Origin of the sequence: Streptomyces sp. RKAG337 (assembly GCF_023701715.1) — a bacterium.
GTDB lineage: Bacteria > Actinomycetota > Actinomycetes > Streptomycetales > Streptomycetaceae > Actinacidiphila.
The window spans coordinates 900,303-924,570 of record NZ_JAJOZA010000001.1; the positions used below are offsets into that span (position 1 = coordinate 900,303).

General features: G+C 68.2%; 26 protein-coding genes and 1 pseudogene. 9 read left to right on the forward strand and 18 right to left on the reverse strand.

Annotation, left to right across the window (positions count from 1 at the left end; genetic code table 11):
* Nucleotides 1–251: 251 nt before the first annotated feature.
* Together LNW73_RS03835 and LNW73_RS03840 are read right to left on the reverse strand one after the other, a co-directional pair.
* Entirely contained in the window at nucleotides 252–1,247 is a 996-nt protein-coding gene (locus LNW73_RS03835) for a hypothetical protein (protein WP_250992786.1), read from the reverse strand.
* A 201-nt stretch (nucleotides 1,248–1,448) separates the two neighbouring features.
* The gene (locus LNW73_RS03840; protein WP_250988899.1) at nucleotides 1,449–1,766 is read right to left on the reverse strand and encodes a hypothetical protein; all 318 of its coding nucleotides are present in this window, start codon (nucleotides 1,764–1,766) and stop codon (nucleotides 1,449–1,451) included.
* Nucleotides 1,767–2,139: 373 nt separating this feature from the next.
* Between LNW73_RS03840 and LNW73_RS03845 the strand changes: the two genes are divergently transcribed.
* The gene (locus LNW73_RS03845) at nucleotides 2,140–2,622 is read left to right on the forward strand and encodes a hypothetical protein (protein WP_250988900.1); all 483 of its coding nucleotides are present in this window, start codon (nucleotides 2,140–2,142) and stop codon (nucleotides 2,620–2,622) included.
* Nucleotides 2,623–2,845: 223 nt separating this feature from the next.
* Here LNW73_RS03845 and LNW73_RS03850 read toward each other — a convergent pair whose 3' ends face one another.
* Complete coding sequence (locus LNW73_RS03850) at nucleotides 2,846–3,295, reverse strand: hypothetical protein (RefSeq protein WP_250988901.1); 450 nt, start codon at nucleotides 3,293–3,295, stop codon at nucleotides 2,846–2,848.
* Nucleotides 3,296–3,299: 4 nt separating this feature from the next.
* Complete coding sequence (locus LNW73_RS03855) at nucleotides 3,300–3,566, reverse strand: hypothetical protein (protein WP_250988902.1); 267 nt, start codon at nucleotides 3,564–3,566, stop codon at nucleotides 3,300–3,302.
* Nucleotides 3,567–4,398: 832 nt separating this feature from the next.
* Here LNW73_RS03855 and LNW73_RS03860 point away from each other — a divergent pair.
* Nucleotides 4,399–4,623, forward strand: a pseudogene (locus LNW73_RS03860) (transposase); the annotation flags it as partial.
* Between the two features lie 37 nt (nucleotides 4,624–4,660).
* Here the strand turns inward: LNW73_RS03860 and LNW73_RS03865 are convergent.
* Nucleotides 4,661–5,902 carry a low temperature requirement protein A gene (locus LNW73_RS03865; protein WP_250988903.1) on the reverse strand — a complete coding sequence of 414 codons (1,242 nt, stop codon included), beginning with the start codon at nucleotides 5,900–5,902 and terminating at the stop codon, nucleotides 4,661–4,663.
* Between the two features lie 221 nt (nucleotides 5,903–6,123).
* On the opposite strand from LNW73_RS03865, the gene LNW73_RS03870 reads away from it, so the two are divergent.
* Nucleotides 6,124–6,378, forward strand: a complete 255-nt coding sequence (locus tag LNW73_RS03870) for a transposase (RefSeq protein ID WP_250988904.1) — start codon at nucleotides 6,124–6,126, stop codon at nucleotides 6,376–6,378.
* Nucleotides 6,379–6,663: 285 nt separating this feature from the next.
* Here LNW73_RS03870 and LNW73_RS03875 read toward each other — a convergent pair whose 3' ends face one another.
* From LNW73_RS03875 to LNW73_RS03910, 8 genes are all read right to left on the reverse strand, one after another.
* On the reverse strand, nucleotides 6,664–7,266 hold the full coding sequence (locus LNW73_RS03875) for a TetR/AcrR family transcriptional regulator (RefSeq protein WP_250992787.1): 603 nt from the start codon (nucleotides 7,264–7,266) through the stop codon (nucleotides 6,664–6,666).
* 22 nt (nucleotides 7,267–7,288) lie between these two features.
* On the reverse strand, nucleotides 7,289–8,122 hold the full coding sequence (locus LNW73_RS03880; protein ID WP_250988905.1) for an alpha/beta fold hydrolase: 834 nt from the start codon (nucleotides 8,120–8,122) through the stop codon (nucleotides 7,289–7,291).
* Between the two features lie 140 nt (nucleotides 8,123–8,262).
* Complete coding sequence (locus LNW73_RS03885; protein ID WP_250988906.1) at nucleotides 8,263–9,759, reverse strand: carboxylesterase/lipase family protein; 1,497 nt, start codon at nucleotides 9,757–9,759, stop codon at nucleotides 8,263–8,265.
* Between the two features lie 170 nt (nucleotides 9,760–9,929).
* Nucleotides 9,930–10,829 (reverse strand): MBL fold metallo-hydrolase, encoded by a 900-nt coding sequence (locus LNW73_RS03890; RefSeq protein WP_250988907.1) that lies wholly within the window; start codon nucleotides 10,827–10,829, stop codon nucleotides 9,930–9,932.
* A gap of 115 nt (nucleotides 10,830–10,944) precedes the next feature.
* Nucleotides 10,945–11,916, reverse strand: a complete 972-nt coding sequence (locus LNW73_RS03895) for a hypothetical protein (protein ID WP_250988908.1) — start codon at nucleotides 11,914–11,916, stop codon at nucleotides 10,945–10,947.
* Between the two features lie 157 nt (nucleotides 11,917–12,073).
* Nucleotides 12,074–12,973 carry a helix-turn-helix domain-containing protein gene (locus LNW73_RS03900; protein ID WP_250988909.1) on the reverse strand — a complete coding sequence of 300 codons (900 nt, stop codon included), beginning with the start codon at nucleotides 12,971–12,973 and terminating at the stop codon, nucleotides 12,074–12,076.
* 409 nt (nucleotides 12,974–13,382) lie between these two features.
* Nucleotides 13,383–14,216: an IS5 family transposase gene (locus tag LNW73_RS03905; RefSeq protein ID WP_250988910.1), complete on the reverse strand. Its 834-nt coding sequence runs from the start codon at nucleotides 14,214–14,216 to the stop codon at nucleotides 13,383–13,385.
* A gap of 74 nt (nucleotides 14,217–14,290) precedes the next feature.
* On the reverse strand, nucleotides 14,291–14,599 hold the full coding sequence (locus LNW73_RS03910) for a hypothetical protein (RefSeq protein ID WP_250988911.1): 309 nt from the start codon (nucleotides 14,597–14,599) through the stop codon (nucleotides 14,291–14,293).
* A gap of 283 nt (nucleotides 14,600–14,882) precedes the next feature.
* On the opposite strand from LNW73_RS03910, the gene LNW73_RS03915 reads away from it, so the two are divergent.
* The 3 genes from LNW73_RS03915 (at nucleotide 14,883) to LNW73_RS03925 (ending at nucleotide 17,499) form a co-directional block, all read left to right on the forward strand.
* Entirely contained in the window at nucleotides 14,883–15,305 is a 423-nt protein-coding gene (locus LNW73_RS03915; protein WP_250988912.1) for a peptidase inhibitor family I36 protein, read from the forward strand.
* A gap of 1,049 nt (nucleotides 15,306–16,354) precedes the next feature.
* Entirely contained in the window at nucleotides 16,355–16,657 is a 303-nt protein-coding gene (locus tag LNW73_RS03920) for a hypothetical protein (protein ID WP_250988913.1), read from the forward strand.
* A gap of 155 nt (nucleotides 16,658–16,812) precedes the next feature.
* Nucleotides 16,813–17,499 carry a hypothetical protein gene (locus LNW73_RS03925; protein ID WP_250988914.1) on the forward strand — a complete coding sequence of 229 codons (687 nt, stop codon included), beginning with the start codon at nucleotides 16,813–16,815 and terminating at the stop codon, nucleotides 17,497–17,499.
* A gap of 382 nt (nucleotides 17,500–17,881) precedes the next feature.
* On the opposite strand, the gene LNW73_RS03930 is transcribed toward LNW73_RS03925, so the two are convergent.
* From LNW73_RS03930 to LNW73_RS03945, 4 genes are all read right to left on the reverse strand, one after another.
* Nucleotides 17,882–18,238 carry an STAS domain-containing protein gene (locus LNW73_RS03930; RefSeq protein WP_250988915.1) on the reverse strand — a complete coding sequence of 119 codons (357 nt, stop codon included), beginning with the start codon at nucleotides 18,236–18,238 and terminating at the stop codon, nucleotides 17,882–17,884.
* On the reverse strand, nucleotides 18,235–19,566 hold the full coding sequence (locus LNW73_RS03935; RefSeq protein WP_250992788.1) for a PP2C family protein-serine/threonine phosphatase: 1,332 nt from the start codon (nucleotides 19,564–19,566) through the stop codon (nucleotides 18,235–18,237). Before LNW73_RS03935 ends, LNW73_RS03930 begins: the two co-directional genes overlap by 4 nt.
* On the reverse strand, nucleotides 19,566–20,369 hold the full coding sequence (locus LNW73_RS03940) for an alpha/beta fold hydrolase (protein ID WP_250988916.1): 804 nt from the start codon (nucleotides 20,367–20,369) through the stop codon (nucleotides 19,566–19,568). Before LNW73_RS03940 ends, LNW73_RS03935 begins: the two co-directional genes overlap by 1 nt.
* Nucleotides 20,370–20,737: 368 nt before the next feature.
* Nucleotides 20,738–20,908, reverse strand: a complete 171-nt coding sequence (locus LNW73_RS03945; protein WP_250988917.1) for a hydrophobic protein — start codon at nucleotides 20,906–20,908, stop codon at nucleotides 20,738–20,740.
* Between the two features lie 675 nt (nucleotides 20,909–21,583).
* Here LNW73_RS03945 and LNW73_RS03950 point away from each other — a divergent pair.
* Nucleotides 21,584–22,000, forward strand: a complete 417-nt coding sequence (locus tag LNW73_RS03950; RefSeq protein ID WP_250988918.1) for a CBS domain-containing protein — start codon at nucleotides 21,584–21,586, stop codon at nucleotides 21,998–22,000.
* Nucleotides 22,001–22,266: 266 nt separating this feature from the next.
* Nucleotides 22,267–22,542, forward strand: a complete 276-nt coding sequence (locus LNW73_RS03955; protein ID WP_374118031.1) for a helix-turn-helix domain-containing protein — start codon at nucleotides 22,267–22,269, stop codon at nucleotides 22,540–22,542.
* Between the two features lie 23 nt (nucleotides 22,543–22,565).
* On the opposite strand, the gene LNW73_RS03960 is transcribed toward LNW73_RS03955, so the two are convergent.
* A complete protein-coding gene (locus LNW73_RS03960) occupies nucleotides 22,566–22,790 on the reverse strand; it encodes a DUF5133 domain-containing protein (protein WP_250988919.1) in 225 nt (74 codons plus the stop codon).
* Between the two features lie 445 nt (nucleotides 22,791–23,235).
* On the opposite strand from LNW73_RS03960, the gene LNW73_RS03965 reads away from it, so the two are divergent.
* Nucleotides 23,236–24,099 (forward strand): RNA polymerase sigma factor SigF, encoded by an 864-nt coding sequence (locus LNW73_RS03965; RefSeq protein ID WP_250988920.1) that lies wholly within the window; start codon nucleotides 23,236–23,238, stop codon nucleotides 24,097–24,099.
* Nucleotides 24,100–24,268: the final 169 nt, after the last annotated feature.

Consider the following 24,268-nt stretch of genomic DNA (forward strand, 5'->3'; position numbering starts at 1 on the left):
GCATCAGTGGCTGGCACCGGGAGGACCAAAACCCCGCACACGGACGATCCACGAATCCCGCAGCATTCCCGGCGGACCCCGGAGCCTCCGGGAAGTGTGCTAGCCGGCCATGATCATTCCTACCGGGATTCCCTGTACGCCGACTACGCGCACTCGGAGTTGGCGGCGAATGGCCCCAACGCCCACCTGACCCCTGCAGTACAGAGGTCCCCGTGGATCTCCCTCCCCCGGGACCTCACGCGTGCATGCGCTCAGCGGGCCGGAAGCTCGATGATCGCGATGCCGTCCGGCTGCGCGAGGGCCAGGCGCGTTCCGTCCGAGCGCAGGGCCGCGACGGGCGTCGGGACATGAGTGGCTCCGTAGCTGCCCTCCCTCTGGGAGACCTCCACGTCGGGCCACTCATCCACCACGGCGCCCGTCGCGAGGTCGACCAGCCGGGGGTGCCCGTGGAGGGCGACGACCGTGTCGCCCCGGGCGATCAGCGTGCCGAGGGTGAAGTCGACGGCGCTTCGACCGAGCCACCGGCCTTCCGCCAGCGACCACACACCCAACTGCCGGCGTTCCTTGCCGTCGTAGGCCCCGAACACCGCTGTCGCGATGGCCAGCCGGTCCCCGTCGAGCCAACAGGCGGAGACCACCTCGTCCTCGATGCCCCCGTCGGCGGGCAGCACGCCGCGGCCGTCGAGCACGGCGGAGTCCGTCAGCGCGTCGTCCAGGTCGAACACTTCGACGATCCCGTACGGATGCCACAACCAGCCGGCCGACAGCAGGTGCCTCCCATCCGGACTCACCGCCAACCGGGAGTGGAAGACGTCCCGGGGGTGGCGCTCACCGCGGGTGAGCCGCTCGCCCGTCTCCAGGTCCTCGATCTCCAGGACGCCGTACTGCTCCGGGCAGTGCACCAGGACCTCGCGGCCGTCCCGCAACACCCCGACCGCCACGGGATAGTCGAATTCCCCGGCGTTGTCGTCATCGCGCTCCAGCTCGCGGATCAGCTGATCGCCTTCGAGCACCAGCGCCTCGATGCCGCGCTCTGCGTAGACGACGGTGAAGCGGCCCGACGGGGAGACGAGACCCCGGTCGAACGGGAAGTCATGGATGAATGAGGAGGGACGCTCCACACCGTCGGCCCCCCACCGACGCCCGCCACCCACCACATCGAGCAGCTCGTCACCGTCCCACACCAGCGACTCGACCTCAGCCGTCGCCTCCAGAAACCGCACGCCCGGCTCACCGTCCCTGTTCATCACACCCAAGACCGTACGAGCCCCGTCATCCCGGGCCAACCCGATTTACAGGGCAAGCATCCGGAACCCCGGCAGCTCCTCGCGCCGCGGGAGTTGCCCGGCCGAGGCGTAGTGGAAGCCGGTCAGGTGCGGGCGCTTCCGCGGAGGTGCGCGTGTTGGACCGCGAGGGCCAGAGCCAGAAACCCGGGCTACCGGGTGCGCCTACCGGCCACTGACACAGGCCTGTGCTACCTCGATGAAGGCGTCAACCGCGCGCTCTACCTGGACGAGAGACCCTGAGTAGTGGTCATTCAGAAGCGAGAAGCTGCCGAGGCCGTTCCGCAGGCGGTCAAGAAAAACGCGAAGCTCCTCCTCAGAGAGAAGGCCGCTGTCCTTCAGCTCCTGGAGGGTGCCGGCCGCCAAGGTCGCGCCCTCAGCACGCTGCGCCGCCTCTTGGACGACTCGTCGCGCTGTCTCATTGCCATTGCGTACTGCCGCATACAGCAACAACTCCGGACGCTTCTTCCGGTGGAGGAGCATCACGCCGTTGTATAGGTCCTCCAGGGCCGTGTGAGCTGCCGCCGCGCTGTTCGAGAGGTCTACGTACGGCGCGGCCGCAGAAACAAACGGGCCCCAGGATCACCCCGGATCGACCGCGGCCGGCCATGCCCCCACGGCGCCAGAACCGCCCCACACTCCGGACAAGTCAGCCGACCCTGCCGAAGCTGACGCTCCACGAACAGCCCGTCCGAGTCGACAACCAGCACCGACACCTCCGACTGACCTGCAACGATCAGCCGGAACCTCTCCAAACAGACGGGTGATCATGCCCGGATCACCCATTCAGCGGTCTCGTCCGAAATCAGCCTCACCCGCCGTGCTGTCCTTGCTGGGCAGCAGGGATGATGCCTCCGTGGCGACCAACCTTGAGCTCTTCGCGGACTACTTCCAGATCCACGTCCTGGACGAGGGATCCGAAGGTGATTTCAGCGGCGTGTGGACCGAACAGACCGTCGTGGACGGGCTCGGCGTCATTGAAGATGCCCTGGCCATCAGCACCGCCGTCAACGACACCGTGGCGGTCAGTGTCCATGTCCTCGCAGATCAGCCGCACGACGACAGCGACGACTTCGACCACGTCGTCGAGGCGAGCCTCCACGCGCCCTCGGGACGGCTCATCGTGATGGGCTGCACCGACTACCTCGACGAGGCGACACGATTCGAAGTGCCCGCAGGCTGGACCCGAACCCGGGCCTCTCGGCGGAACCTCGCCGCTGCCGTCCGCTGGCTCGAGTCAGACGAGGAGCCCGAGGCGACCGAGGAGGTCCGGCTGCAGACCTGGCCCGCTCCGTTCTCCGCACCGCACATCGTCAAGCGATGGACCCAAGCGGATTAGCCTCGGACTCAGTACGGCTCTTTGTGCTCACCGTGTCGTCGCACACCAAGTGCACCCAAGGCATCCGGCCTCTCACACGGATGTCTCCACCGTGACTGTCGCGAAGCCGCTCGTTCCTGCTCATACAGAACGTCGCTCAACACTCGACACGGCCACTGGATACTTAGCGAACCTGGTGCCCAGGGGCTGTCCGCCGGTACCTGGTACGGCCACGCTGCACAGCTCAGCCTCCTGCACCCAGTGCCGCACGCGACCAAAAGCTCAGGGGGCTTGCTCCGTCCACGAATTGGGAGAAGGGAATCCACTGACGACCGGTTGGGCAGTGACGGGCGTAGACATCAGCGTCGTACGCCTCATTCGTTGCAAGGACCACCACGCCCGCTGCGTCGCCCGCGTATGCGTCGTTCAGTGCGGTCGACCTGGCATGCGCCTTCACCGTCCTGACCAGTGAAGGACTAGCGATGGACAGACCATCGTATTCACCGAATCCTGCGTGCAGTACGAGCCGTAACTGTGGCAGGAGGTAGCCGGGACGGCGTGGGGAATCGGCCCAGTCCGAGGTCATCGTCTCATCCAGCTTGCACAGCAGGATGGCGCCCAACTCGGTCAAGTCCACTGCCCCGGTGAACAGGAGCAGCGTCTGGTCACTGGTCTGCTCCCCGACCAAGCCCATCACGTCAGGGCAGGGCCTCGGCAAAGTCCTGTGATGTCCGTCTTGGGATAGCGCCTGGTGTTGGAGCGTGCTCGTCAGCGCAGTGAGTGACGTTTTTGGGGGTCTGGATCTGCTCGAGCGGATTGTAGGTGTGGTCCACGATCTGGGCACCATGTGCGTTGGTTTCACTGGCGATCTGCGGGAGGGCGTTGTTGGAGTCCCAGGTGGTGGTGCGTTGCAGGGTGCCGGCTTTGGCGGCGGCCTCATGATCACCTCCACCGTGCTGAACCACTTCGCTCTCGAAGCACCCAGCACTCCATCACCTCCTGCCTGAGATCAGCACGGCCGTGGAACGGGAGAGCAGTCGCCGCGCACGGCATCATCCTGCGCGGGCGGGCCAACAGGAACCCGCCGAGGTCGAGGCGATCTCCTGCGAAGCACCCTCACCCCCCAAGAAAGCCACCCCGCCCGACAGGGCAACGTGAGAGCCTGCACGGCACCCGACGATCAGCAGCGAGTGCCCGGCCGGGCCATCCACCTCGTAACGCGCTGGCCGGTTCGCTCCGGCGCTGGTTGAATACGGCGGGCCGGTCGGGGGCCGGTGAAGCGACAACTTCTGGAGGCCAGCCATGTCTGATTCGGCGGCCCTTGTGTGTTTTCGGTGCAAACTCGTGCTGCCGATCGGGATGTTCCGGAGATCCGCCGAGCCACGTCGGCTCTTCCTCGACGAGAGGCTGTGCCAGGACGACGTCCCCATCACGCAAGCGGTATGGAAGTTCCTCGCCGAGCATGTCTACCACCAGACCGAGTTGCTGGGTGAGGGCGACGAGGACCGGTGGGAACTGATCAACCGGGACTTCACCACCATCGATGATGACGACTTCGGGAGCCCCACGCTCGGCGAGTACATCGGGCACTGGCCGGGCGGCGCCCTGGCCCAGCATCCACGGCCGATGGCCGAAGAGGTCGCGCTGGTCCTGCCCCCGCCGGGTTCGCGCGCTCTACGGCAGAGCCTGGGCCTGGCTGATGTCAACGTCGTGAAAACGCTGTACCAGGCGACCCGCTGGCCGGAGGACCCCAGCGATGAGGTGGACGACGCCGCCCTGGCCGAGCGGTTGGGGAAGATCTGGGCCGACCAGGGCTTCGCCGACCGCCTCGTAGAGTGGTCACACACGATCCTCGGCCGTGAGCTGGAGATCGTGCGGAAGACCCCGGACCAGCGCGGATTCCAGGTCCGGCCCAAGCGGTGGGCCGTCGAGCGCACCTTCTCGTGGGTCACCGCCAACCGACGCCTCGCCCGCGACTGCGAGCAGCAGCCCGCCTGCTCCGAGACCATGATCCGCTGGGCATGATCGGTATGTAGGGCTGCAGTCGAAGGTCTCCCGGTCACACTTGGCCTTGGACCGGTACCGACCGCCGTTCGAACCAGAGGTGGGCGAGTACGACCAGGGCCAGGCAGACCACGAGGGCCCGGCCGCTGACGTCGGTGGCGAACAGGCCGAGCAGGAGCGGGACTACGATGCCGGTGATGACCCGGGAGATCGTCCTCTGCGGGTCCGAGCTGCGGCTGGCGACGCCGGTGGCCACCCCGAGGGCGAAATAGGCGGCCATCGCGCCGCACAGAAGCCAGCGGCCTGAGTCGGGCAGGGCATCGGCGCCGTGGCCGACCACCGATGAGAGCGACACGCCCAGGGTGGCGACGACTCCGGTCACCAGGCAGTGCAGACCAAGGGCGGCGCGGGTGGAGATGCGGCCGGCGCGCAGGTGCGGCAACCCGGCGTACCCGAACACGACCGACAGGCCGAACATCCCGGCCAGCAACACGAATGCCGCGATCCCGGTGGCCAACAGCCCGATGCCGTACCGCGCACCGGCCGCGGCGTCGACGACCTGCACCACCGACTCGCCGAGCACGATGATCACGAAGAGTCCCAGCCGCTCGGAGAGGTGAGCCGGATCGACCGACACCCCTTGGATGACCGGGCCCGTCCCGCCGGGACCAGCACCGGGGCGCCGCCGACGCCGGGTTGCGGCCCCGGCGGTGAATTTCGCCTGGACCTGCTTGAGGAGCTTGTCCCCGGAGACGGCCAGGATCAGCAGCAGGTCCAGGCCCACCCCGACCGCCCAGAGCGTGGGCTTCCACCGCTCCTGGATCCAGATCGATATGAACCAGGGCAGCAGTCCTGCCGAGTACTGCACTACCGGGAAGTCCAGCAGGATTTCGCCCCGGCGCCAGGAGTGGGCCCCGTATATTCGTGTGGCGAGGTACGCGATCACAAAGACGGTCACCGGGCGCTGGTCGTTCCCGTGCCCGAGTACGGTGTGCGCCACCCCCGGCACGGACGCGGCCATCACCCCGAGACCGATCATCCCGATCATCAGCCGCACCACCCTGGTCCGCCCGGCCGATATGTTGCCGTACAGCATGAACGTCGTCCACGACAACCAGAACGTGAGGTACAGCAGCGTGTAGACACCAAGCCCCGCGGCGTCCAGTTCGAGCCCGAGCACATGTGTCAGGGCTGCCACGCCCGCCACCGCCACCAGGTCGAAGAACAACTCGGCCCAGCTCGCATGCCGCTCGACCTTTTCATCGTCAGGTTCGTACGCAGTATCCAGGTCAGTCACGGACCGCAGCATAGTTCCGCACACCTTCGCTGTCCGGCCCCGGGGACGATCTCTGAAAGCTGGTCAGGCCGCCACTCGGAGAACGCGCTCACCAGGGATTTCGATGGAATCCCACCCGCCTGGGAGCCGACCCAGCACTGCCGCCTTCAGTCCGAACCGGCCCACCGGCCGGTCGGCTGGACGGAAGCCGCCGCCCCGAAGCGAGATCCACGCTAGCGCCAATGGCTGCGCGAATTTTCCCCGGCCTCGCGGTCGTGTGCGATGAACTGTGCACGCTCATCGAACCGTTGCTGCCCGAACCGGGACCGACGTTGGTGAAGGGCAGCCCGCGGGTCCCATACCGGCAGGCTCTGTGCGGGATCCTGTTGGTGCCACCTACGGGCACTCGGTGGGCGTACCTGCCGCAGGAACTGGGCTTCGGCTCGGTGATGACGTGCTGGCGGCGCCTGGCCGCGCAGAACGATGCGGGCGTGTGAGACGAACTGCACGTGGTGCTGCTGAAGAAGCTGCGGGCCGCGAAGAGGCTGGACTGGTCGCGCCAGCAGGGCACCCCAGACCCGAAACCGAGCTCTCACATGCACCCGCTCCCACTGGATGCCGAGCCGCCGCCAGGTCCCGAAGGGCGTCGACAGCGTGGTGGAGCAGCAGGGTCTCCTCCGGTAGCACAGAGGCCACGTCGTGGTCAGAGGTGAGCACCCCGTCCTGGGTGCTCCAGCCAACTGCGGATGGTGCTGAACGGTGTCCGCAGTTCGTGGACGATGTCACTGGCCCATACCCTGCTCGGCAGGGGCCGTGGCGTCGCCAGGGTCAGGGACCGCGGCGGGGTCGGCGACGGCGGAGCGCAGCCCACGGTCGATGAGGTCGATGAGGTACTCGAAGCTCTCGCCGATGTCGGCGGACCACTGGAATCCGCCGGATGCCTGCAGGTGTGCGAAGCCGTGAAAGACGCTGCGCACCGCCCGCAGCGCGTGGGTCATCTCCTGCGGAGGGATGTCGTACCCCCGCAGTACCGCCGCGAAAGGGCTGATTCCCCGTCCGGCGGCGAGCGCGATCGGGTCGTCGGGACCGGTCGGTGTCAGGCCCAGGGTGGCCGCGTAGCGGCCGGGGTGGGTGACCACGAAGTCGCGGAGCGCACCGGCGGCGGCGGCCAGGGCGTCGCGCCCGGCGAGGCCCTGGATGGCTGTGCCGATCGCGACGCCGGCCTCGTCGAAGGCGAGCGCCGCGATGCGCCGGTGGAGGTCGTCCTGGCTGGCGATGTGCTTGTAGAGCGACGGGGCGCGCACCCCCACCCGCTCGGCCAGCCGGCCCATGGTCAGCTCGGTGAAACCGATCTCGTCGGCAAGCGCGGCGCCGGCGGCCACGATCGTGGCCGCGTCCAAACCTGCCCTAGGCACTGACACCGGCCAGGAACTTCACGACCGCGGCCACAGTCTGCTCGGGGAACTGCACATGCGGGTAATGACCGGCCCCCTCGATCATCTCCAGCCGGCCCAGACCGGTCGGCAGGTCGGCGACGATCGCCTCGCCCTCGGCCTGCGGCGCGGCCCAGTCGGGGTCCAAGGTGCCCTGCACGACGAGCACCGGGCAGGTGACGTTGCCCAACTGCTCAGCGGCGTCGGCGGGGGAGATCTTGCCCATCGCCTGCAAAACCTTCATCCGGCCGGGCTCCTGAAGCATCGCGGTGATCTGCCCCAGACGCGCGTCGAAGTCCACGGGCTTGGAGCCAGGGTAGGCCACGTCGAGGTACTTGGCCCATTGCCGGGTACTGCCCAGGATGGTGGTGCCCATGAGATGGGTCAGCCCGCGGCGGTAGCCGGCCACCCGCAGGTCACCGAGGCGGACCTGCTGCTTGCGGGTGAAGGGGGCGAGCTCGACCAGCGCGGTGATGAGCCACGGGGCCTTCGCCGCGGCGATCGTGACCGCACCGCCGGCGATGGAGTGGCCGACCAGCACCGCCGGCCCGCCCAGGTGCTTGACCAGGGCGATCAGGTCATCCGCGAGGGCGGTGCGGGTGTAGGACGCCCATCCCACGCTGGACTCACCGTGGCCGCGCAGGTCCACCGCGGCGACCCGGTAGCCGGCTTCGACCAGGGTGGGGGTGAAGAACCGGTAGGCCTCGCGACTGTCGCCCATGCCGTGGGCCACCACGACCAGCGGCCCGACGGCACCGCTCACCTCGTACGCGAGGGTCCCACCGTCGACGTTCAGGAACTCGGTCACGACTACCTCCATTTGGCCCGCCCATCGGCGGCTAATTGCGTTAGCTAAAAGCTATCAGCTTTAGCTTTGGAGTCAAGCCCCGCTCGAGCGCTGCGGTCAGGCCGCTCCGCACCGGGGGTTGGGGCCTCGCCACTTCGTTCTCAGTTCCAGGCTTGTCGTTCCTGGCAGCGGGGGTCGTCGATCTGGTTCCACGTGTCGTCGATGCGCATGGTGGTCCGGCGCTCGCTGGTGTACGCCTCCCAGCCGGGGTCGCCGGTCCGGGCGAACCGGACCCAGGCCCCGTGCACGCGAGAAGCGAGATCCGCGGGAGGCCGCTTCGGTCCGAGCAGGCCGTACGGGCCGTGCAGTGCGGAGAGATGGGTGCGGTCGAAGACGAAGGGGAGTTCCATCGTGTGGGCGGCGCCGAGATCTCCTCCCACAGCCTGGGAGCGCCACGCGAACTCGTAGCGGTAAGTGCGGGACCGGGGGTGGGCGGCGTGCGCGTCGGCCAGGGCCCGGCTGCCCGCGCCGAACGCGGCATCGCCCAGGATGGCGGCTCGCAGCTCGCCGAAGGAGGCGCAGGGCCGTGCTGTGCGATAGGCCTCGATGAGCCGCATCGGTTGGGGGTGGGAGCGGATCGCCGCGGCGTCGACGTCGGCCGCCGTTGCGGTGGTGTGGGCGCCCGTGGGGACGAGATAGAGGTTGCCCTCCTCCGAGGTGGTTCCGATGAGCAGGTCGACGTCGGCTCCCAGGCCTGCGGCGACGGATGTTGCAGGCTGCCGGTCCAGGACCAGGCTGAAGGGGCTGAGCCCGACCAGGGGGTCGAAGTGGGTCGGGGTCCGCAGGTCGATCCCGGCAAGGTGGCCGGCCGCCTCGACCAGGTGCTCGTCGGCGATGTCCGCGAAGGCGTCGGCGTGCGGCTCGACCCCCAGCGCCTGGGCTGCTGCCCGGGTGACGCGGCCGGCCTGCTGCCGGGTGAACGCCCCCGTGCCGCTGCCGCTTTGAACGATCGCCCGGCGCAGGAGGCCGGCGGCCTGCGGCATGGCCAGGACACCACCGACGATGGTGGCGCCCGCCGACTGGCCGAAGAGAGTGACGTTACGGGCATCACCACCGAAGGCGGCGATGTTCTCCCGCACCCAGCGCAGCGCAGCCACCACGTCGAGCAAGCCGCGGTTGGCCGGTGCTCCGGGGAGGTCGAGGAATCCCGAAATGCCAAGCCGGTAGTTGAGGGTGACGAGTACGACGCCGTGGCGAGCGAAGGCTGAGCCGTCGTACAGCGCGGACCGTGTCGATCCGGCGACGAACCCGCCACCGTGGACGAAGACCATGACGGGCAGGTCTTTGCCCGGCGCGGCAGGCTTGCAGACGTTGACGGTGAGGTAGTCCTCCCCGCGACTCCATCCGGCGCCGAAGTAGGGGGACATGTCTACCGTGCCGAGCGTGCGTTCGGACTGCGGGGCGTTGGGACCCGGCACCGTGGCGTCCCGTACACCGTCCCACGGTTCGTGCGGCTGCGGCTGCGGCGGGGCGAAGCGGCCAGCGCCGACGGGCGCGGCGGCGTAGGGGATGTTCAGGAAGGTGACGGTGTTGTCCTGACGCAGCCCTCGGACCGCCCCCTGATCAGTGGCGAGGATGGGATCGGCGTCGTATCTCACAATGGTTCCTCTCCGTGGCCCCGGTGGGCGTCGGAAATGGGATGGAGTCGGCCCGCAACCCCGGCCCCGCAGTGGCGGTCGGGGTTGCGGCCGGGATTGCGGCCGGGATTGCGGCCGGGATTGCGGTCGGGGTTGCGGGCGGGGTTGCGGCCGTGCCTGTGGCCTGTGGGTCAGAGGCGGTCGAGCGAGGCCCACCGCTTGATGCCGAACGCACTGCCGCTGCGTTCCACTTCCAGGGCGCCGTGCCCGGCGAAGTGGGCGGGCAGGACCAGCGCATTGGCGTCCGCGGCCCAGCCGAGGATGTCCCGGCGGGTCTCGCGCGCGGCATGACCGTCCTCGCAGAAGCAGCTGTTGTGCTCCGGATGCATGATCTGAAAGGGGGAATGCAGCAGATCGCCCGAGAAGACCGCGCGCTCGGTGCCGGACGCCAGCATGACGACGCTTGATCCCGGGGTATGACCGGGCGCGGCCTGCAGGCGCAGACTGGCGTCGATGGTGTGGCTCGTCTCCCAGAGCGTGACCTGGCCGGCGGCGTGCACCGGGGCGACGCTGTCTTCGAAGACGTTCTGGTTGACCCCGCCGGCGATCTTCGGGTTGTTGGCCGGGTTCCAGAACTCGAAGTCGGCCTTGGGCATCAGATATGAGGCGTTGCGGAACGTGGGAACCCAGGACTGGCCCTCCAGGCGGGTGTTCCAGCCGACGTGATCGACGTGCAGGTGCGTGTTGACGACGATGTCGACGTCGTCGGGGTGGACGCCCGCCCGCTCCAGATTGCCGAGGAAGTCCAGCTCCAGGTGTCCCCAGGACGGTACGTACGGGCGTTCCTTGTGGTTGCCGACGCCGGTGTCGACGAGGATGGTCCTGCCTTCGCTGCGCAGCACCCAGGTCTGCACGGCAACGTTGCAGATATCGGTCTCTTCATCGAGGAAATCCGGGACGATGACGGAACGGTGTGCGTCCCACTGATCCTTCGGCGAATCGGGAAAGAACACGTCCGGGGTCATCCCGACGGGTCCGTGCATTTCCTCAACTCGTGTCACCTCGACGTCGCCGAGAGTGATGTCACTCATGATGCCGCTCCTGTATCTGTCAGTCTTTACGTGCAGTCGTGCAGTCGTGCCGTCGTGCCGTCGTGCAGTCGTGCCGTCGTGCAGTCGTGCCAGACGGCTCGGAACCGATGTGGAACTAGCGGTAGCCATCCAGGCGGGCGAGCAGGAGGTTGGGGTCCTTGGCGGTGGTGTAGGCGGCGTTGAGGACGTACACCTCGTTGCCGCGCAGTGCGACGGAGGTGGGGTTCTGCAGTCCGCCGTCGGTGTCCAGAACGGTGGTGTGGGTGCCGTCGGGCCGGATGAGGACGACCTTGTTGGGGGCGTCGAGGGTGGCGAGTACCTCGTTGCCGCGACCGGTGAAGGCGAAGTCGTCGATACCGGCCAGGCCGGATGCCTTCACCTGCGGGGCGCCCGCCCGGTTTCCGTGACAGATCGGGATGCGCACGAGGGTGCCCTTGTCGAGGTTGCTCACCCACAGCGCGCCGTCGTGCACCTTCGCGCCGTTGGCTCCGAGGAAGCCGGCCGCGGCGAGCTCGGGCGCGGTGGACCAGGCGGTGGGCCGGCCCCCGGATAGAGGGACGGTCCACACGGTGCCGAGCACCGAGTCGGTGATGTAGAGCTGCTTGCTCTGCGGGTCGAACGCCAGACCGTTGGGCAGGCCGTTCGCGGGCAGCGCGGCAAGGCGCTGCGGCGCCTTGCCGGGACTCAGCCGCCACAGGCCCGTCAGGTCGGCGGTGCCGGTCGCGTACAGCACGTACGTACTTCCGTCCGGAGCCTGGACGATGCCGGTGGTAAGAGGAAATCCGAGGGCGGGGGTCCTGACTCCGCCATCGGCGGGTGCGGGCAGGGTCGCCAGGATGCGGGTGCCGCCCCCGGGGGTGATCTGAGCGACCTGGCGGCTGCCGGCGAAGGTCACGTTGGCCCTGCCGTCGGGCAGCAGGGCGATGTTCTCGGGCATCTGGCCCGCGGCCAGGTCGAAGTGGTTGGCGATCTGCACGTGACTCAGGGGCTGCGGGGCGGCCGGGACGGCGCCGGCCGGGACGGCCATTGCGAGGGCCGCTGCGGCCGTCGCCGCAGCGGTTGCGAGGAGAGTGGTGCGCTTGCGCATGGGTTCCTTCTCTGTTTTCCGGCATGCGGGCATGCCGCAGCCAGGGGTGGGTCGGCAGGCAGGCGGCGCCCGACAGACCGAGTCGGGATGCGGCACCAGTGACGTGCGCTCAGGGCGCGCTTGCCCGTTCACAGGGCTTGAGGAGGGGCTTGTCCGGTCAGGAGGGACGGGATCGCGCGCCGGTGCGGGTCTGGGCTGTCTCGCTCGCCCCGCTGGCGTGGGCAAGGAGGCTGAGGGCTGTTGCGGAAGGGGATCCTGCCGTGGCCGTGGCGATCACCACGGCCGGCCCGTCTCCTTGCGGACTCTGCAGTGTCTGCTGGGTGACGGTCAGGGTCCCGACCGAGGGGTGGCGCATCTCGTAATCGGCGACATCGCAGACGACGATCCGGTGGTCGGCCCACATGGCCGCAAACTCCGCGCTGCGCATGGTCAGTTCGCCGACGAGTCCGGCCAGCAAGGAGTCCTGCGGATACCGGCCGGCCGTCAGGCGCAGGTTGCCGACCACGGCCCTGGCCTTGGCGGGCCAATCGGCATACAGCTCCCGGGTGTGCGCGTCGAGGAATACCAACTTCGCCATGTTCGGCCGACGACCCGGTTCAGCGGGGCTGTCCGGGTCGACATGACCGGCAAACAACGCGTGCCCCTGCGGGTTCCAGGCCAGAACGTCACTACGGCGGCCCATGACGAGTGCGGGTGTGCCCGCGAGAGCCAACAGCAACGCGCTGGTGGCCGGGGGGACGCGCTCGGGACGGGGACGGGGCGCAGCTCTTCCCCGCTTCGGCGCACGGGCGAGTTCGTGCAGGTGAGCCCGCTCGGTCTCATCCAGGCGCAGTGCAGTCGCAATCGCGTCGAGCACCTCGCGCGAGGCGTTGCGCGACTGACCCTGCTCCAGCCGGGCGTAATAGGGCGCGCTGATGCCGGCGAGCATCGCCAACTCCTCCCGCCGCAAACCCGGCACCCGGCGCCGCTCGCCGTAGGTCTGCAACCCGGCATCCTCGGGGTGCAGAAGGCCCCGGCGTGCCTGGAGGAACTCGGCGAGCTGCCCGTGCTTGTTCATGACACCGAGTATGCGCAGCACCCCCGAACCGCGCCTCACCCCGCTGGGGTGCGGATCCACAGGGGGCACGCCGCAGCACAGAGGGACCTCTTCAACATGATCGGCCAACTCCACCGCTGCCTCCAGCGCCGCATGCCCCAACGCCGATCCCTCCGGTGTCTACCAGGTGACGGGAAGTCGGGCGGGGCTGCAGACTCGGCTTCCGCTGTTCCGGGGAAGCCAGCAGCGACATCGTCGAAAACCTCCCGAGTCAAGGAGTCGCTGAGCGGCATGCTCGACCTCGAGGAAGATCACGGGGGAACGCGGAAAGGGCAACCTGGGCCACGACCAGCGCCTGGCCAACGTGACGGGTGGCGACCGGAGAAGGACAGCGACACGATGACCGATCTGAGGGCAAGGCCAACGCGTATCAGCCCGGAGAGTTCGTGACGCGATCCGATCTGGCCTTCTTGAGTCGCCTCCAACAGATAATGCTGCAGGCCAACGCGAGAAAGGCGTCGTGGAGCTCAACTCGCCGTTCCCAGCGCACGGCCAGGCGTTTGAACTGGCGGAGCAGGGCGAAGGTCTGCTCGACGACGTAGCGGAGCTTGCCCAGGCCCTTGATGTTCGGGGAACCCTTGCGGGAGATGACCGGCAGGATTCGCCGGTGTCGCAATTCACGCCGCACGGTTCGCGAGTCGTACGCCTTGTCTCCGAGGACGGATTCGGGGCGCCGTCGTGGTCGGCCGGGCCGTCCGGCCACCGGCGGGATGCCGTCGACCAGGCGGAGGGTCTGCGTGATGTCGTTGACGTTGGCCGCTGTCGTAATGATGTGAAGCGGGGTGCCCTTGCCGTCGCAGATCAGATGGTGCTTGCTGCCCGTCTTGCGCCGGTCGACCGGCGACGGACCGGTCGCGGCACCCCCCATTTTTGCGCGCAGGTGAGAGCCGTCCACGCACGCCCGGGACCAGTCGAGCTCGCCGGCGGCGTTCAGCTCGACAAGCAGGAGGCGATGCAACTGGTCGAACACACCGGCCTGTTGCCAGCGGTCCATGCGCCGCCAACAGGTCTGTCCGGAGCCAAACCCCATTTCCGGAGGCAGGAGTTGCCAGGCGAAGTCCTGGTGTAGGACGTACAAGATGCCTTGCAGGCACCGCCGGTCCGGCACCGGGTTCGGCCCTGGTGCTCGATCAGGCCAGGGCGGCAGCAGCGGTTCAATCCGTGCCCACAAGTCGTCGTCCACGATCCGCGGTCGATTCGTCACACGACGCGAACGGTCGAATCATCACATCGGTCACACCCGAGCAGGGCATCTCAACAAGATCTTGTTACGAGCTCTTAGCGCCCTTTGGAGCCTTCCCACAGTCCGAGGCGTACAAGCCGGCGCTGACGGCATCGCTCGTACAGGCCGGTCAGGCCGAAAAGCCCGCCGAGGAACACGCCCCCGGCAAGGCCGATCACGACGTCGAGAGGCTGGGTATTCGGCAGCAAGAGGAAGAAGACCGCCCAGGAAATGCCCGTGAAAAGCGCCAGACCCAGCGGATGCGCGGCTGCGAACCTCTGGCTGCATGCCGGCGGCTGATCACCACCCAGGGCGCGGTCCACAGCCCAGAACCCATCCACCACAACCTGACCGATCCCCGTCATGGCCAAGATCGTAGCGGGCGGGGGCGACGGTGCCGGTGCTCGATCCGCGCTGCACCGCGCTCTCGCCTCACGATCGGACCTGGACGGCTCGTGACCTGCCATCAGCGATCCCGCTTCCTCGTGAAGACCACGTCTACGGTGCACGGGCGGGCTGTGGGGGGAATCGCTGTCTTGACGCAGCAGTCCGCAGGTAAGGATTCTGGCTCAGGCTTGGATCCGCGCGCGTTCGGCCGGGTGCGGGGGCATCTCGCCCGGACATGCCTGCGCTCTGGAAGGCAACCCGATGATCAAAATTTCGCGGACGCTCACGGCGATCGTCCTGGCCAGTACCTTCACCATCGGCGCCGCCTCGGCCGCCTCAGCCGGTCAGCAGGCTCCCGCCGGTGCGGACAGCTGGGCCCAGTGCGAGTCCGGCGACTTGTGCATGTGGGACAACGACAACGCTGGCGGGGACATCTACGACGACCAGAACGCGGTGAAGTACAACCCGAATCTGGCGGCCCCGGGCTACGGCTGGAACGACCGTGCCAACTCCGTCGCGAACATGAGCACCAGGTACGTCTGCGTCTTCTGGGACAAGAATCTGGGAGGGAACTACGTGCGCATTGCCCCCAACGGCCGGGTGAACCTCCCCGTCTCGTGGAAGAACAAGGTGAGTTCCTACCGGAGCCTGCCCGCCGGCATCAGCAGTTGTGTCTTCGACTGACAGCTGTCCATACATCCACTGCTCGGCAGCCACCGACATCCGACGCACACCTCGACACCACGCCGCCCTTCCCCGCGGCCTGCAGATACCATCCGGCCAAGGGATCCTTGGATCTCAGACCCACGCAAGGGCGCAGCCAAGCAGGCCGAGCTGATCCGGCACGAGCAGGACCGACGACGGTGCGCAGAAGAAACAGCAACGCAGGACGTGGCCAGCAGGCTGCAGCCCTCCGGTGGGTACAGCTCGTACTGCTCGCTGTCGTGGTCGTGCTGGCCGGGCTCCGTGTCTGGGACCGCGACCAACTCGGCGATTGGAGTGTCACCGTCTTCGGGGTGATGGCCGCGTCCGCGCTGTCCATCGGAGTTCTGGAACGATACCGGGCACGCGCTGCCAGAGGTCCCCGGTATCGCGCCCCCGGGCAGTATCGCCCCAGGAGGGCGCCGCACCCCCTTGCCAGCTGAACGCCGAAGCTCACTCTTCGGCTGTTCCGGGGTCAGTACGGTCCGCCTCACGTGCTCGCCGACGCTTCGTCCTGGGACGGGTATACCCCACCAGCGCAAGGCCCGCCTGAACCACGATCAGGACGAACACCACGATCGAACCCACCCGCCCCGCGCCGCCACTGCGCAGCGCGTGCACGCCGAACCACACCAACGCACCGCACCACCACAGCACCAAACCGGCCCGGCGCACCCACCCAGGCACTCGGCTCACTGCCGGCCCCGACCCCGGGCGGGGAGCAGTGCGGTGAAAGTCGCCGCCACCAGCGCCCCGAACAGCAACCCACCCCAGGACAATCCCCCCACAGGCCGGTGCGCGAACAACCCATACGCCACCATGCCCAGACCACCCCCCACGAAGAAGAACCCACCGCTTCGAAAAGCCAACCACCACCGCGGACGAACTATCCCTGACGTCACGACGCACATCATCCACCCCCGGGCAGCCCCGCTGTCTCCGACCACAGGACCGGGCACCCTCAGCACCCGGGAACCTGGCATGATCACGCCCCGACATGCACGTCGGTTCAACGCAGGGGAAGGATCGCTATGCGCGGCGCTCTATGGGTTCTCCTCAGCGTGTTGGCACTCCTGGAGTACAGCTGCGGCATCGCCGCTCTCGCCACCGGCCGCATATGGGTGCCCTGGGCCCGGCACCGAGTCCTGCGGCCCAAACCGTGGGGATGGGCACAACTCCTGGGAGCCGCCATGCTCAGCATCTACCCCCTGCACTTCGGCCTGGGAGTGAACATCCCGGTGATGGCCGTCCTGGTCCTCTCAGTGATCCTCATGATCGCCTCCACCGTGCTGAACCACTTCGCCCTCAAAGCTCCCCGCACCCCGCCCGGCTGACACCCCGCACCGCCACGCATCACCTGACCCAGCTGCTGAGCCCTAGCCGGTTCGGATCAGCCTTCCGACCCGCGTACCTTGACGCCATGCGACGACACCGACGAGTGAGCAAGGCAGCCGGATGGCTCGCGATCTGGGCTGCGACCACCGTCGCCATGAGCGTCATCACCCAGCTCGCGGACATCTACACGGGCTGGATGCCCACCGGCGCGACGTCACTGGTGCTCGTGGGCTGCTGGTACTGGAGCGTTCGCACCGCATCACGCCGGGCAGCCGAGCTCGGGGGTAACGACCTTTCACCACCCGGGCGATGGTGTGGCAGCTCGCGTGCGAACACGGCGCAAACGCCCGGGAGCGAGTGCAAGGAAGCGTGGCAGGACCTGTTCCTCCGAGACGGTCTGGAGGATTCGTCGGTCGTACGGGCCCACCACGTGGCGCTGCAGGTCCTGCGGGAGAGCATCGACTCCGCGCACCTCGATGCCTACAGCGATGCCCCCTGGCCGCAGCACGTGGTGCCCTCGTATCACCGGGCATTGTCGCTGACCGAGACCACGGACGATGTCCGTTCAAGGACATCCGACACCGGCATGGGGATATCTGTCGACGTCCGCGACGACTCCCAGTTCGATGTGCTCCTTGCCCTGGCCCCCTACACGATCCATGCCGAAGCCTGGTGCCAAGGCCGGCAGATCTTCAGCGCCAGCGACACGGGAACCGCTCTGTGGATCGCCGTCACACCACAGCAAGAACTCCACCTCATCTCCCGACTTCAGGCACTGGGAATCGAACGAACGGCCTTCACGACCCACCCTCGCAGGCGCCAGCGCATGTTCTCTAGATGACCAGGAAAAGCTGGCAACCGAACGGGCTGGTAGTCCATCGGTCGCGTAGCGCGGACCGCACCCGGCGGCGGCTGAGCGCGCGCGGGGGCGGGTGGAGGTGGGAGGTGGTCGAGTTTCTGCGCCGGCCCTCGGTGGGTATCGAGGACGGTGAGGCGATCTTGGAGAATCCGGGCTTTCGTGAAATGGCGGGGAAGGCGCTCAGTGGGCCACCGCTTCGTCCGCCCGGCGGATCCTGCCCCGCCGCCGGCTGCGGAAATGGGATGACGCTGGGGGCTCTCTCCCCTCGTCGTGGCGCCCCGAGCGGCTGCCCGTGCGGGCATAGGAAGAAGCGGGGCCGGCCGAGGTCGGCGAAGCTGCGGCCGGCCCCCTTTTCGCCCCACGCTCAAGGAGACAGTCCCGGGCTGGGGGCGGTGGCCGTTGCGGTGTCCGGGTGGATGGTGAAGACCCGGTCGAGGCCGACGATGCGCAGGATGCGGGCGGTGTTGGCGGGGACCGCGGCCAGGGCGATCCCGCTGCTCTGTTCCATGGCCAGGTTGCGGGCGGCCAGCAGAGTCGTGATGCCGCTGGAGTCGCAGAATTCCAGCCCGGCCAGGTCCAGGACCAGCAGCTCCCCGGCTTTCAGGCTGAGGTTGCCCAGTGCTGTGCGGAGTTCGGGTGCCGTCGCGTAGTCGAGGTCACCGGTGATCTCCAGTACGGGACCGGTCGCGGCGTCTCGGAAGCTGATCGTCAGCGCACTCATGTCAGATGTTCACTCGCGGAGGTGGGATCGGGGGTCGGAAGGATGGTGGGCACGCCGAGGGCGAGCAGCGCGGTGTCGTCGTCGAGTCCGTCGCCGAAGCCGGCGAGGAGCCCGGTCAAGGCGGTGATCAGGTCCTGCGGGCCCGCTGGGGGCCGGGCGGCGGTGAAGTCGCGCAGGGCGTCCTCGCCGTAGAGCTCGCGGTCGGGTCCGGTGCGGGCCTCAGTCAGGCCGTCGGTGTAGAGCAGCAGCGTGTCACCGGGGAACAGTTGGGTGCGGGCGGGGGTGAACTGGGCCTGGGGCAGGACGCCGACGAGCATGCCGCCGGGGGTGGGCAGGTAGTCGGCGGTGCCGTCCGCGCGCTGGATCAGCGCGGAGGGGTGGCCTCCGGAGGCCAGGTCCAGGCCGACCTGGCGGTCGCCGGGTTGCAGGATGCCGAAGATGGCGGTGCAGTAGCGGGTGTCGCCACTGGTGTACCGCTCGTGCAGCACGGTGTTCAACGTGGTCAGGACGGTGACGGGGTCCGGGTCGTGCAGGGCTGCGGCCCGCAGGGTGTAGCGGGTCAGGGAGGTGACGGCTGCGGCTTGGGGGCCCTTGCCGCATACATCGCCGAGGAAGAACGCCCAGCGGTCGGTGTCGAGGGGGAACAGGTCGTAGAAGTCGCCGCCGAGCAGGTCCGGGGAGGCCGTGTGGTAGTACGAGGCGGCTTCCAGGCCCGGAACCGTGGGCAGCGCGGCGGGCAGCAGGTTCTGCTGCAGGACGGCGAGGGCTTCCTGGAGCCGTTCGCGGTCGGCCTCCGCCTGCCGGCGCGCCTCCTCTGCCTGTCGGCGGGCGTCTTCCGCCTGCCGGCGGGCCTCCTCGGCCGCCTGGCGGCCGCGCAGCAGCTCCTTTTCGTAGGCGCGGCGGTCGCGGGCGTCGAAGACGGTGGTGCGGATCAGCAGCGGCTCGCCGTCGTCGCTGGTCTTCACCTTCGAGGTGACCAGTACCGGCATCCGCTGTTTCCCGGCGGCCTTGAGCTCCAGGGCGATACCGCTGACCTCGCCCTGCATCTGCAACATGGGGGCGAAATGCGTCTCGTGGTAGAGCTTGCCGCCCACGGTGAGCAGATCGGTGAACCGCATCCGGCCCACCACCTGCCGCCGGGACAGGCCCAGCCAGCCCAGCAACGTGGTGTTGATCTTCGCGATGGTGCCGTCCATCAGCGTCGACAGGTAGCCGCACGGTGCCTGCTCGTACAGCTCCTCCGCACTGTCCTCCAGCAGCGAGCTGAACACCGCGTCCGTAGCGTCCAGATCCTCCTCCCCATCCGGGTCCTGGCCTGTGCGGCACATCATGGGGCCATTTTGATGAAGTCGACGATCGCCCCCGCGGTGGCCTGCGGTGCGCTCAGCTGCGGGCAGTGCCCTGTCGCCTCCAGCGTGACCAACCGGCTCCCGGGGATCGCCTCGTTGACGTAGGCACCGACCTCGCGAGGGGCAATCACGTCCTGCTTGCACTCCAGCACCAGCGTCGGCACCGTCACCGTCTTGAGGTCCTCGCGGCTGTCGGACAGGAACGTCGCACGGGCGAAGACCCGCGCCATGTCCGGATCGGTCGCACAGAACGACGTCGTCAGCTCCTCGCCGAGTTCCGGCCGGTCCGCGTTGCCCATGATCACCGGAGCCATCGCCGCCGACCAACCCAGGTAATTCGACTCCAGCGACTCCAGCAGCTCATCGATATCGTCCGCGCTGAACCCGCCCTGGTATCCCTCCTCGTCGATGTAGCAAGGCGAGGGAGCCACCATCACCAGGCGCGAGAACCGCTGCGGCGTCCTGGCCGCCGCGAGCACCCCGACCATGGCACTGACCGAGTGTCCTACAAAGGTCACGTCCCGCAGATCCAGCTCCTCGCAGACCTCCAGGACGTCGCCGGCGTAGCCGTCCAGTGAGCTGTAGCGCTGCTCGTTCCACGCAGAAGGGTCCGACCGTCCGGAGCCCACGTAGTCGAAGAGCACCACCCGGAAGTTCTCGGCCAGCCTCGGAAGCACCAGGCGCCACATGTTCTGGTCACAGCCGAACCCGTGCGCCAGCAGGATCACCGGCCCGTCCGCACAGCCGGTGACAGTGATGTTGTTCCTGCGACGGATATCCATACCCACCAGCTTTCCACCCCCACCGGAAGCAGGGGCCCGCGGGCCCCGGTTGGGCCGAGGCCGTCATGGCGGCAGCTGAGCAGCAGGACCGCCGGCAGCAAGGTTCGGGAAGTCGCTCCAGAAGGTGGATTGCTCATTGAGAACCGGCGGACGAACGCGGGGGCGGGTGGAGGTTGCCCACGGATCAGGTCCGCGACGTCCCGCCCCCGACGTCTGCCGCCTACCCCCGGAGCACCGCCGCGACTCGTGTCCGATCGGGCTCCACCTTGCGGGCCCGAGCGATCCGGGGTGGGCGGACGTGGGTCAGGCCCCCGGCGGCGAATGGGTGCCGGGGGCCGGACGGGGTGCGCTGTGCTGCGGTGCGGCCGCTACCAGCGGTACCAGCGGCTGCGGCCGCCGCCGGAGTGCGTGCCGCGCATGACGAAGCCCAGCAGCCAGACCACCAGCACGACGACGGCGACCCACCAAAGGATCTTCAACGCGAAGCCGGCGCCGAACAGAATCAGCGCGAGCAGTAGAACCAAAAGCAACGGACCCATGGTTATCAACCTCCTGACCAGCGGATACCCCAGGTTGCATCGCTCATTCACGCGATTTTCCGCCGGTCGCTGCAGCAGGCGCCCGCACCCCGGCCTGTGGGCGCGCCGCCCCCGAAAAGGGGCGCAAAGGGCAGGTATCGACCTGGGTGGGCTGGGTAGGCGGCCGGATGCACCACCCGCCCTGTTCGGACCCACGCCGGGCCTGATCAGCACGGCGCCGGGATGAGAACAGTCCGCACCGTCCCGGCTGCCGACGGGGGCGCCGCTGCGGGGAGTTGACCGGGGCACGCGCTGCTGTGCCGCCCTGTGGTGGCCTTCGCGACGTGCAGGTTGCCGAGCGGCATCGCAGGCCGGGGGTCTGAGGAGTGCACCGATCGTTGTGCACCGGCGCCGATGAGTGCCAGGTCACGCCTCGGGCCGGGGAGGTGGAGCAGATCCCTCGCGGTCGCCTACAGGGAATGGGATGTGGTCGGGTTCCTGTGCCGGGTGGGCCGCCGCTTCGTAGACCCGGCGGATCCAGCCCCTGGCTGAGGCATCGGGATGACCCAGGGGGTCTCGCGCGTCGTGGTGCCCCGTGCGGCGGTCCGTGCGGGCGTAGGAAGAAGCGGGGCCGGCCGGGGGCGGCGAAGTCTCGGTCGGGTCCCCTTCGGCCCCGCGTTTCAAGGAGACCGTGCCATGACGACCGCACGCGACATCATGACGCCCGGTGCCGCGTTCATCCGCGCGGATGAGACGGTCCTGCGGGCCGCACAGAAGATGACGGAGCTGGGTGTCGGCGCGCTGCCGATCTGCGGGACCCACAACCGGGTGATGGGCATGCTCACCGACCGGGACATCGTGGTGAAGGTCCTGGGTGCGAGCAAGGATCCCGCCACCGTCAGGGCCGGCGACCTCGCCCAGGACGAGCCCGTCACGATCGGTGCCGATGACGACGCCGCCGAGATCATCCGGACGATGACCTCCCACCAAGTGCGACGCCTGCCCGTCATCGTCGGCCATGACCTGGTCGGAGTGGTCGCCCTCGCCGACGTCGCGCACGCCCTGGACGACCCGCAGGTCGCCGAACTCCTGCGAGCGCTGTCCACCGACTGACCGGAACCACGGGTCCCGGAGCGCGGGAAAGCCGCCCTCCGCAGCCCCTAAGTGAGTGCCTGATTGTGATGCCGACATGACCAGCTTGGTCGGTCGGCATAGCAGGTCGGCGGCTGAGCTTGGGGCGGCCCATTTGCACCAGATAGGTGAACTCCGGCAGATGATCACGAGCGACCCCGACAGGGCAGTACAGAATGCGCTCACTGAACCCGATCATGGCAGGCTGCCGACTGGCAGGGGCCCTGTGAGCCGCAGGCGCACCCCCCGTGGCGGCGATCATCAATCCCACCCGCAGGAGAGACCACCTGGGAGCCGAGCTGCGCCGGCTCCGCAAGGCCAGTGGCCTGACCAGCACACAAGCGGCAGAGCGACTTCTGGTATCCCAACCCAAGATGATTCGCCTGGAGCCTGGCCGACGCGCCGTCAACCCCCGCGATGTGCGCGACCTGTGCGCGATCTATGGAGTGACGGACCAGCAAGTCGTCGACGCGCTGATGCGGATGGCTGAGAAGTCACGCGCCGGTGCCCGTCCTCGGCAGTAGCGCCGGGTCCCCGACGACCGACGTCAGGCTGCGGTAGTCATCTGACCTGCGGATGTACCGCAGTAGCAGCGTGCGATGCGCAGCGCGTCGATGATGTTCCGGGTGCCGGTGGAGACGCACAGTGTGTAGGTGGTGTCTTCCAGCCGGCGGCGCTCTTCGGGCGTCGCGCTCTTTGTGGCTTCCCTTGCCTGCAGTTCCTCGTAGCGGTCGATCAGTTGCTGCAGCGTGGCGGGGTGAGGCAGCAGCATGAGGGTGTCTCCTTCAGCGCCGAGTTTTTCGTTTTCCAGCTGCCCCGGCCAGGACGTCGACCGGGGCGGGGGCAGAGAGGGTTACCCGCACGCGCGGCCACCGGGGCTGGTGGTTCCCACGAGTGCATACATCCCGCATGCCGGGTACCCCGCAGGCCGGGCGACATGCAGCCCAGGCAGCAGTCCGTGCGTCGAACGGTAGTCAAGGGATTCCAGATTATCTATTGCGGCCACAACACTTTTTTGCGCATCATGGAACCGTCTCGGCCGGTGCATCGTGCAGGACGCGGGAGCAGCCGTGAGGGCTGATGACCTGCCCGCCGGACCGAAGCCGAGCAGCCCCGCAGACGACGGCCCAGAAAACAAAAGAGGCGGGTGTGCGGTCCAGTGCTCCGGGTATGTGGCGCTCAGTTGCTGGACCGACCGATGAGGATGAGGAGCAGTCATGACGATCACCACAGCAGCACAGACCACCATCACCGCTCCGACCACGACCCCTGAACCGCTGCCGTGGATCGAGGACGCGGGCAAGGTCGCCCCTGCCGATGCACGCGAGCTGTCGAAGCTGTTCTTCGACCGCCTGCAGTCACTTGAGGAGGGCACCCGGGAGTACCAGTACGCCCGCAACACCCTCATCGAGCTGAACATCGCCGTGGTCACGTTCGTCGCGCGGCGCTTCCGCAATCGCCCCGAGCCGCGCGAGGACATCATCCAGGTCGGCACGATCGGCCTGATCAAAGCCATCGACCGGTTCGAACTGAGCCGTGAGGTCGAGTTCACGACCTTCGCCATCCCCTACATCTCCGGCGAAATCAAGCGGTTCTTCCGCGACACCAGCTGGGCCGTCCACGTCCCCCGCCGCCTGCAGGAACTGCGCCTCGAACTCGCCAAGGCCGCGGAAACGCTGTCGGAGCAGCTGGAGCGGGACCCGACCGTCCCGGAACTCGCAGCTTTCCTGGAGATCACTCCGCAGGAGGTCACCGAGGGCCTGGTCGCGTCCAACGGCTACACCGCCGGAACGCTGGACCTGCCCCTCGGCGGCGAGGACAGCGGCGACCACGACCGGGCCCTGGCCGACCGGATCGGCGACGTCGACCCCGCTCTGGAGGGGGTGGAGAACCTCCTCGCACTGAAGCCGCTGATCGCGGCCCTGCCCGAACGCGACCGCAGGATCTTGAACATGCGCTTCGGCCAGGAGATGACCCAATCCCAGATCGGCGCCGAACTCGGCGTGAGCCAGATGCATGTCTCCCGCCTGCTGAACCGCACCCTCAGCCACCTGCGCACCCACCTGACGTCCACGGCCTGAGCGCTGCCGCGGTGCAAAGGAGCGCACGGCGTCCCCCTCGACGTCGCGGGTAGTCGGCGAATGACCAGCATCCTTCCCCCCGGATGCAGCCGCCCGGTGGCCGGGTCAGAGTAGGGTGCGCCGGTTCCTGCCGGACAGTGGTCCGGAGCCCTGAAGTGCACTGTGTCCC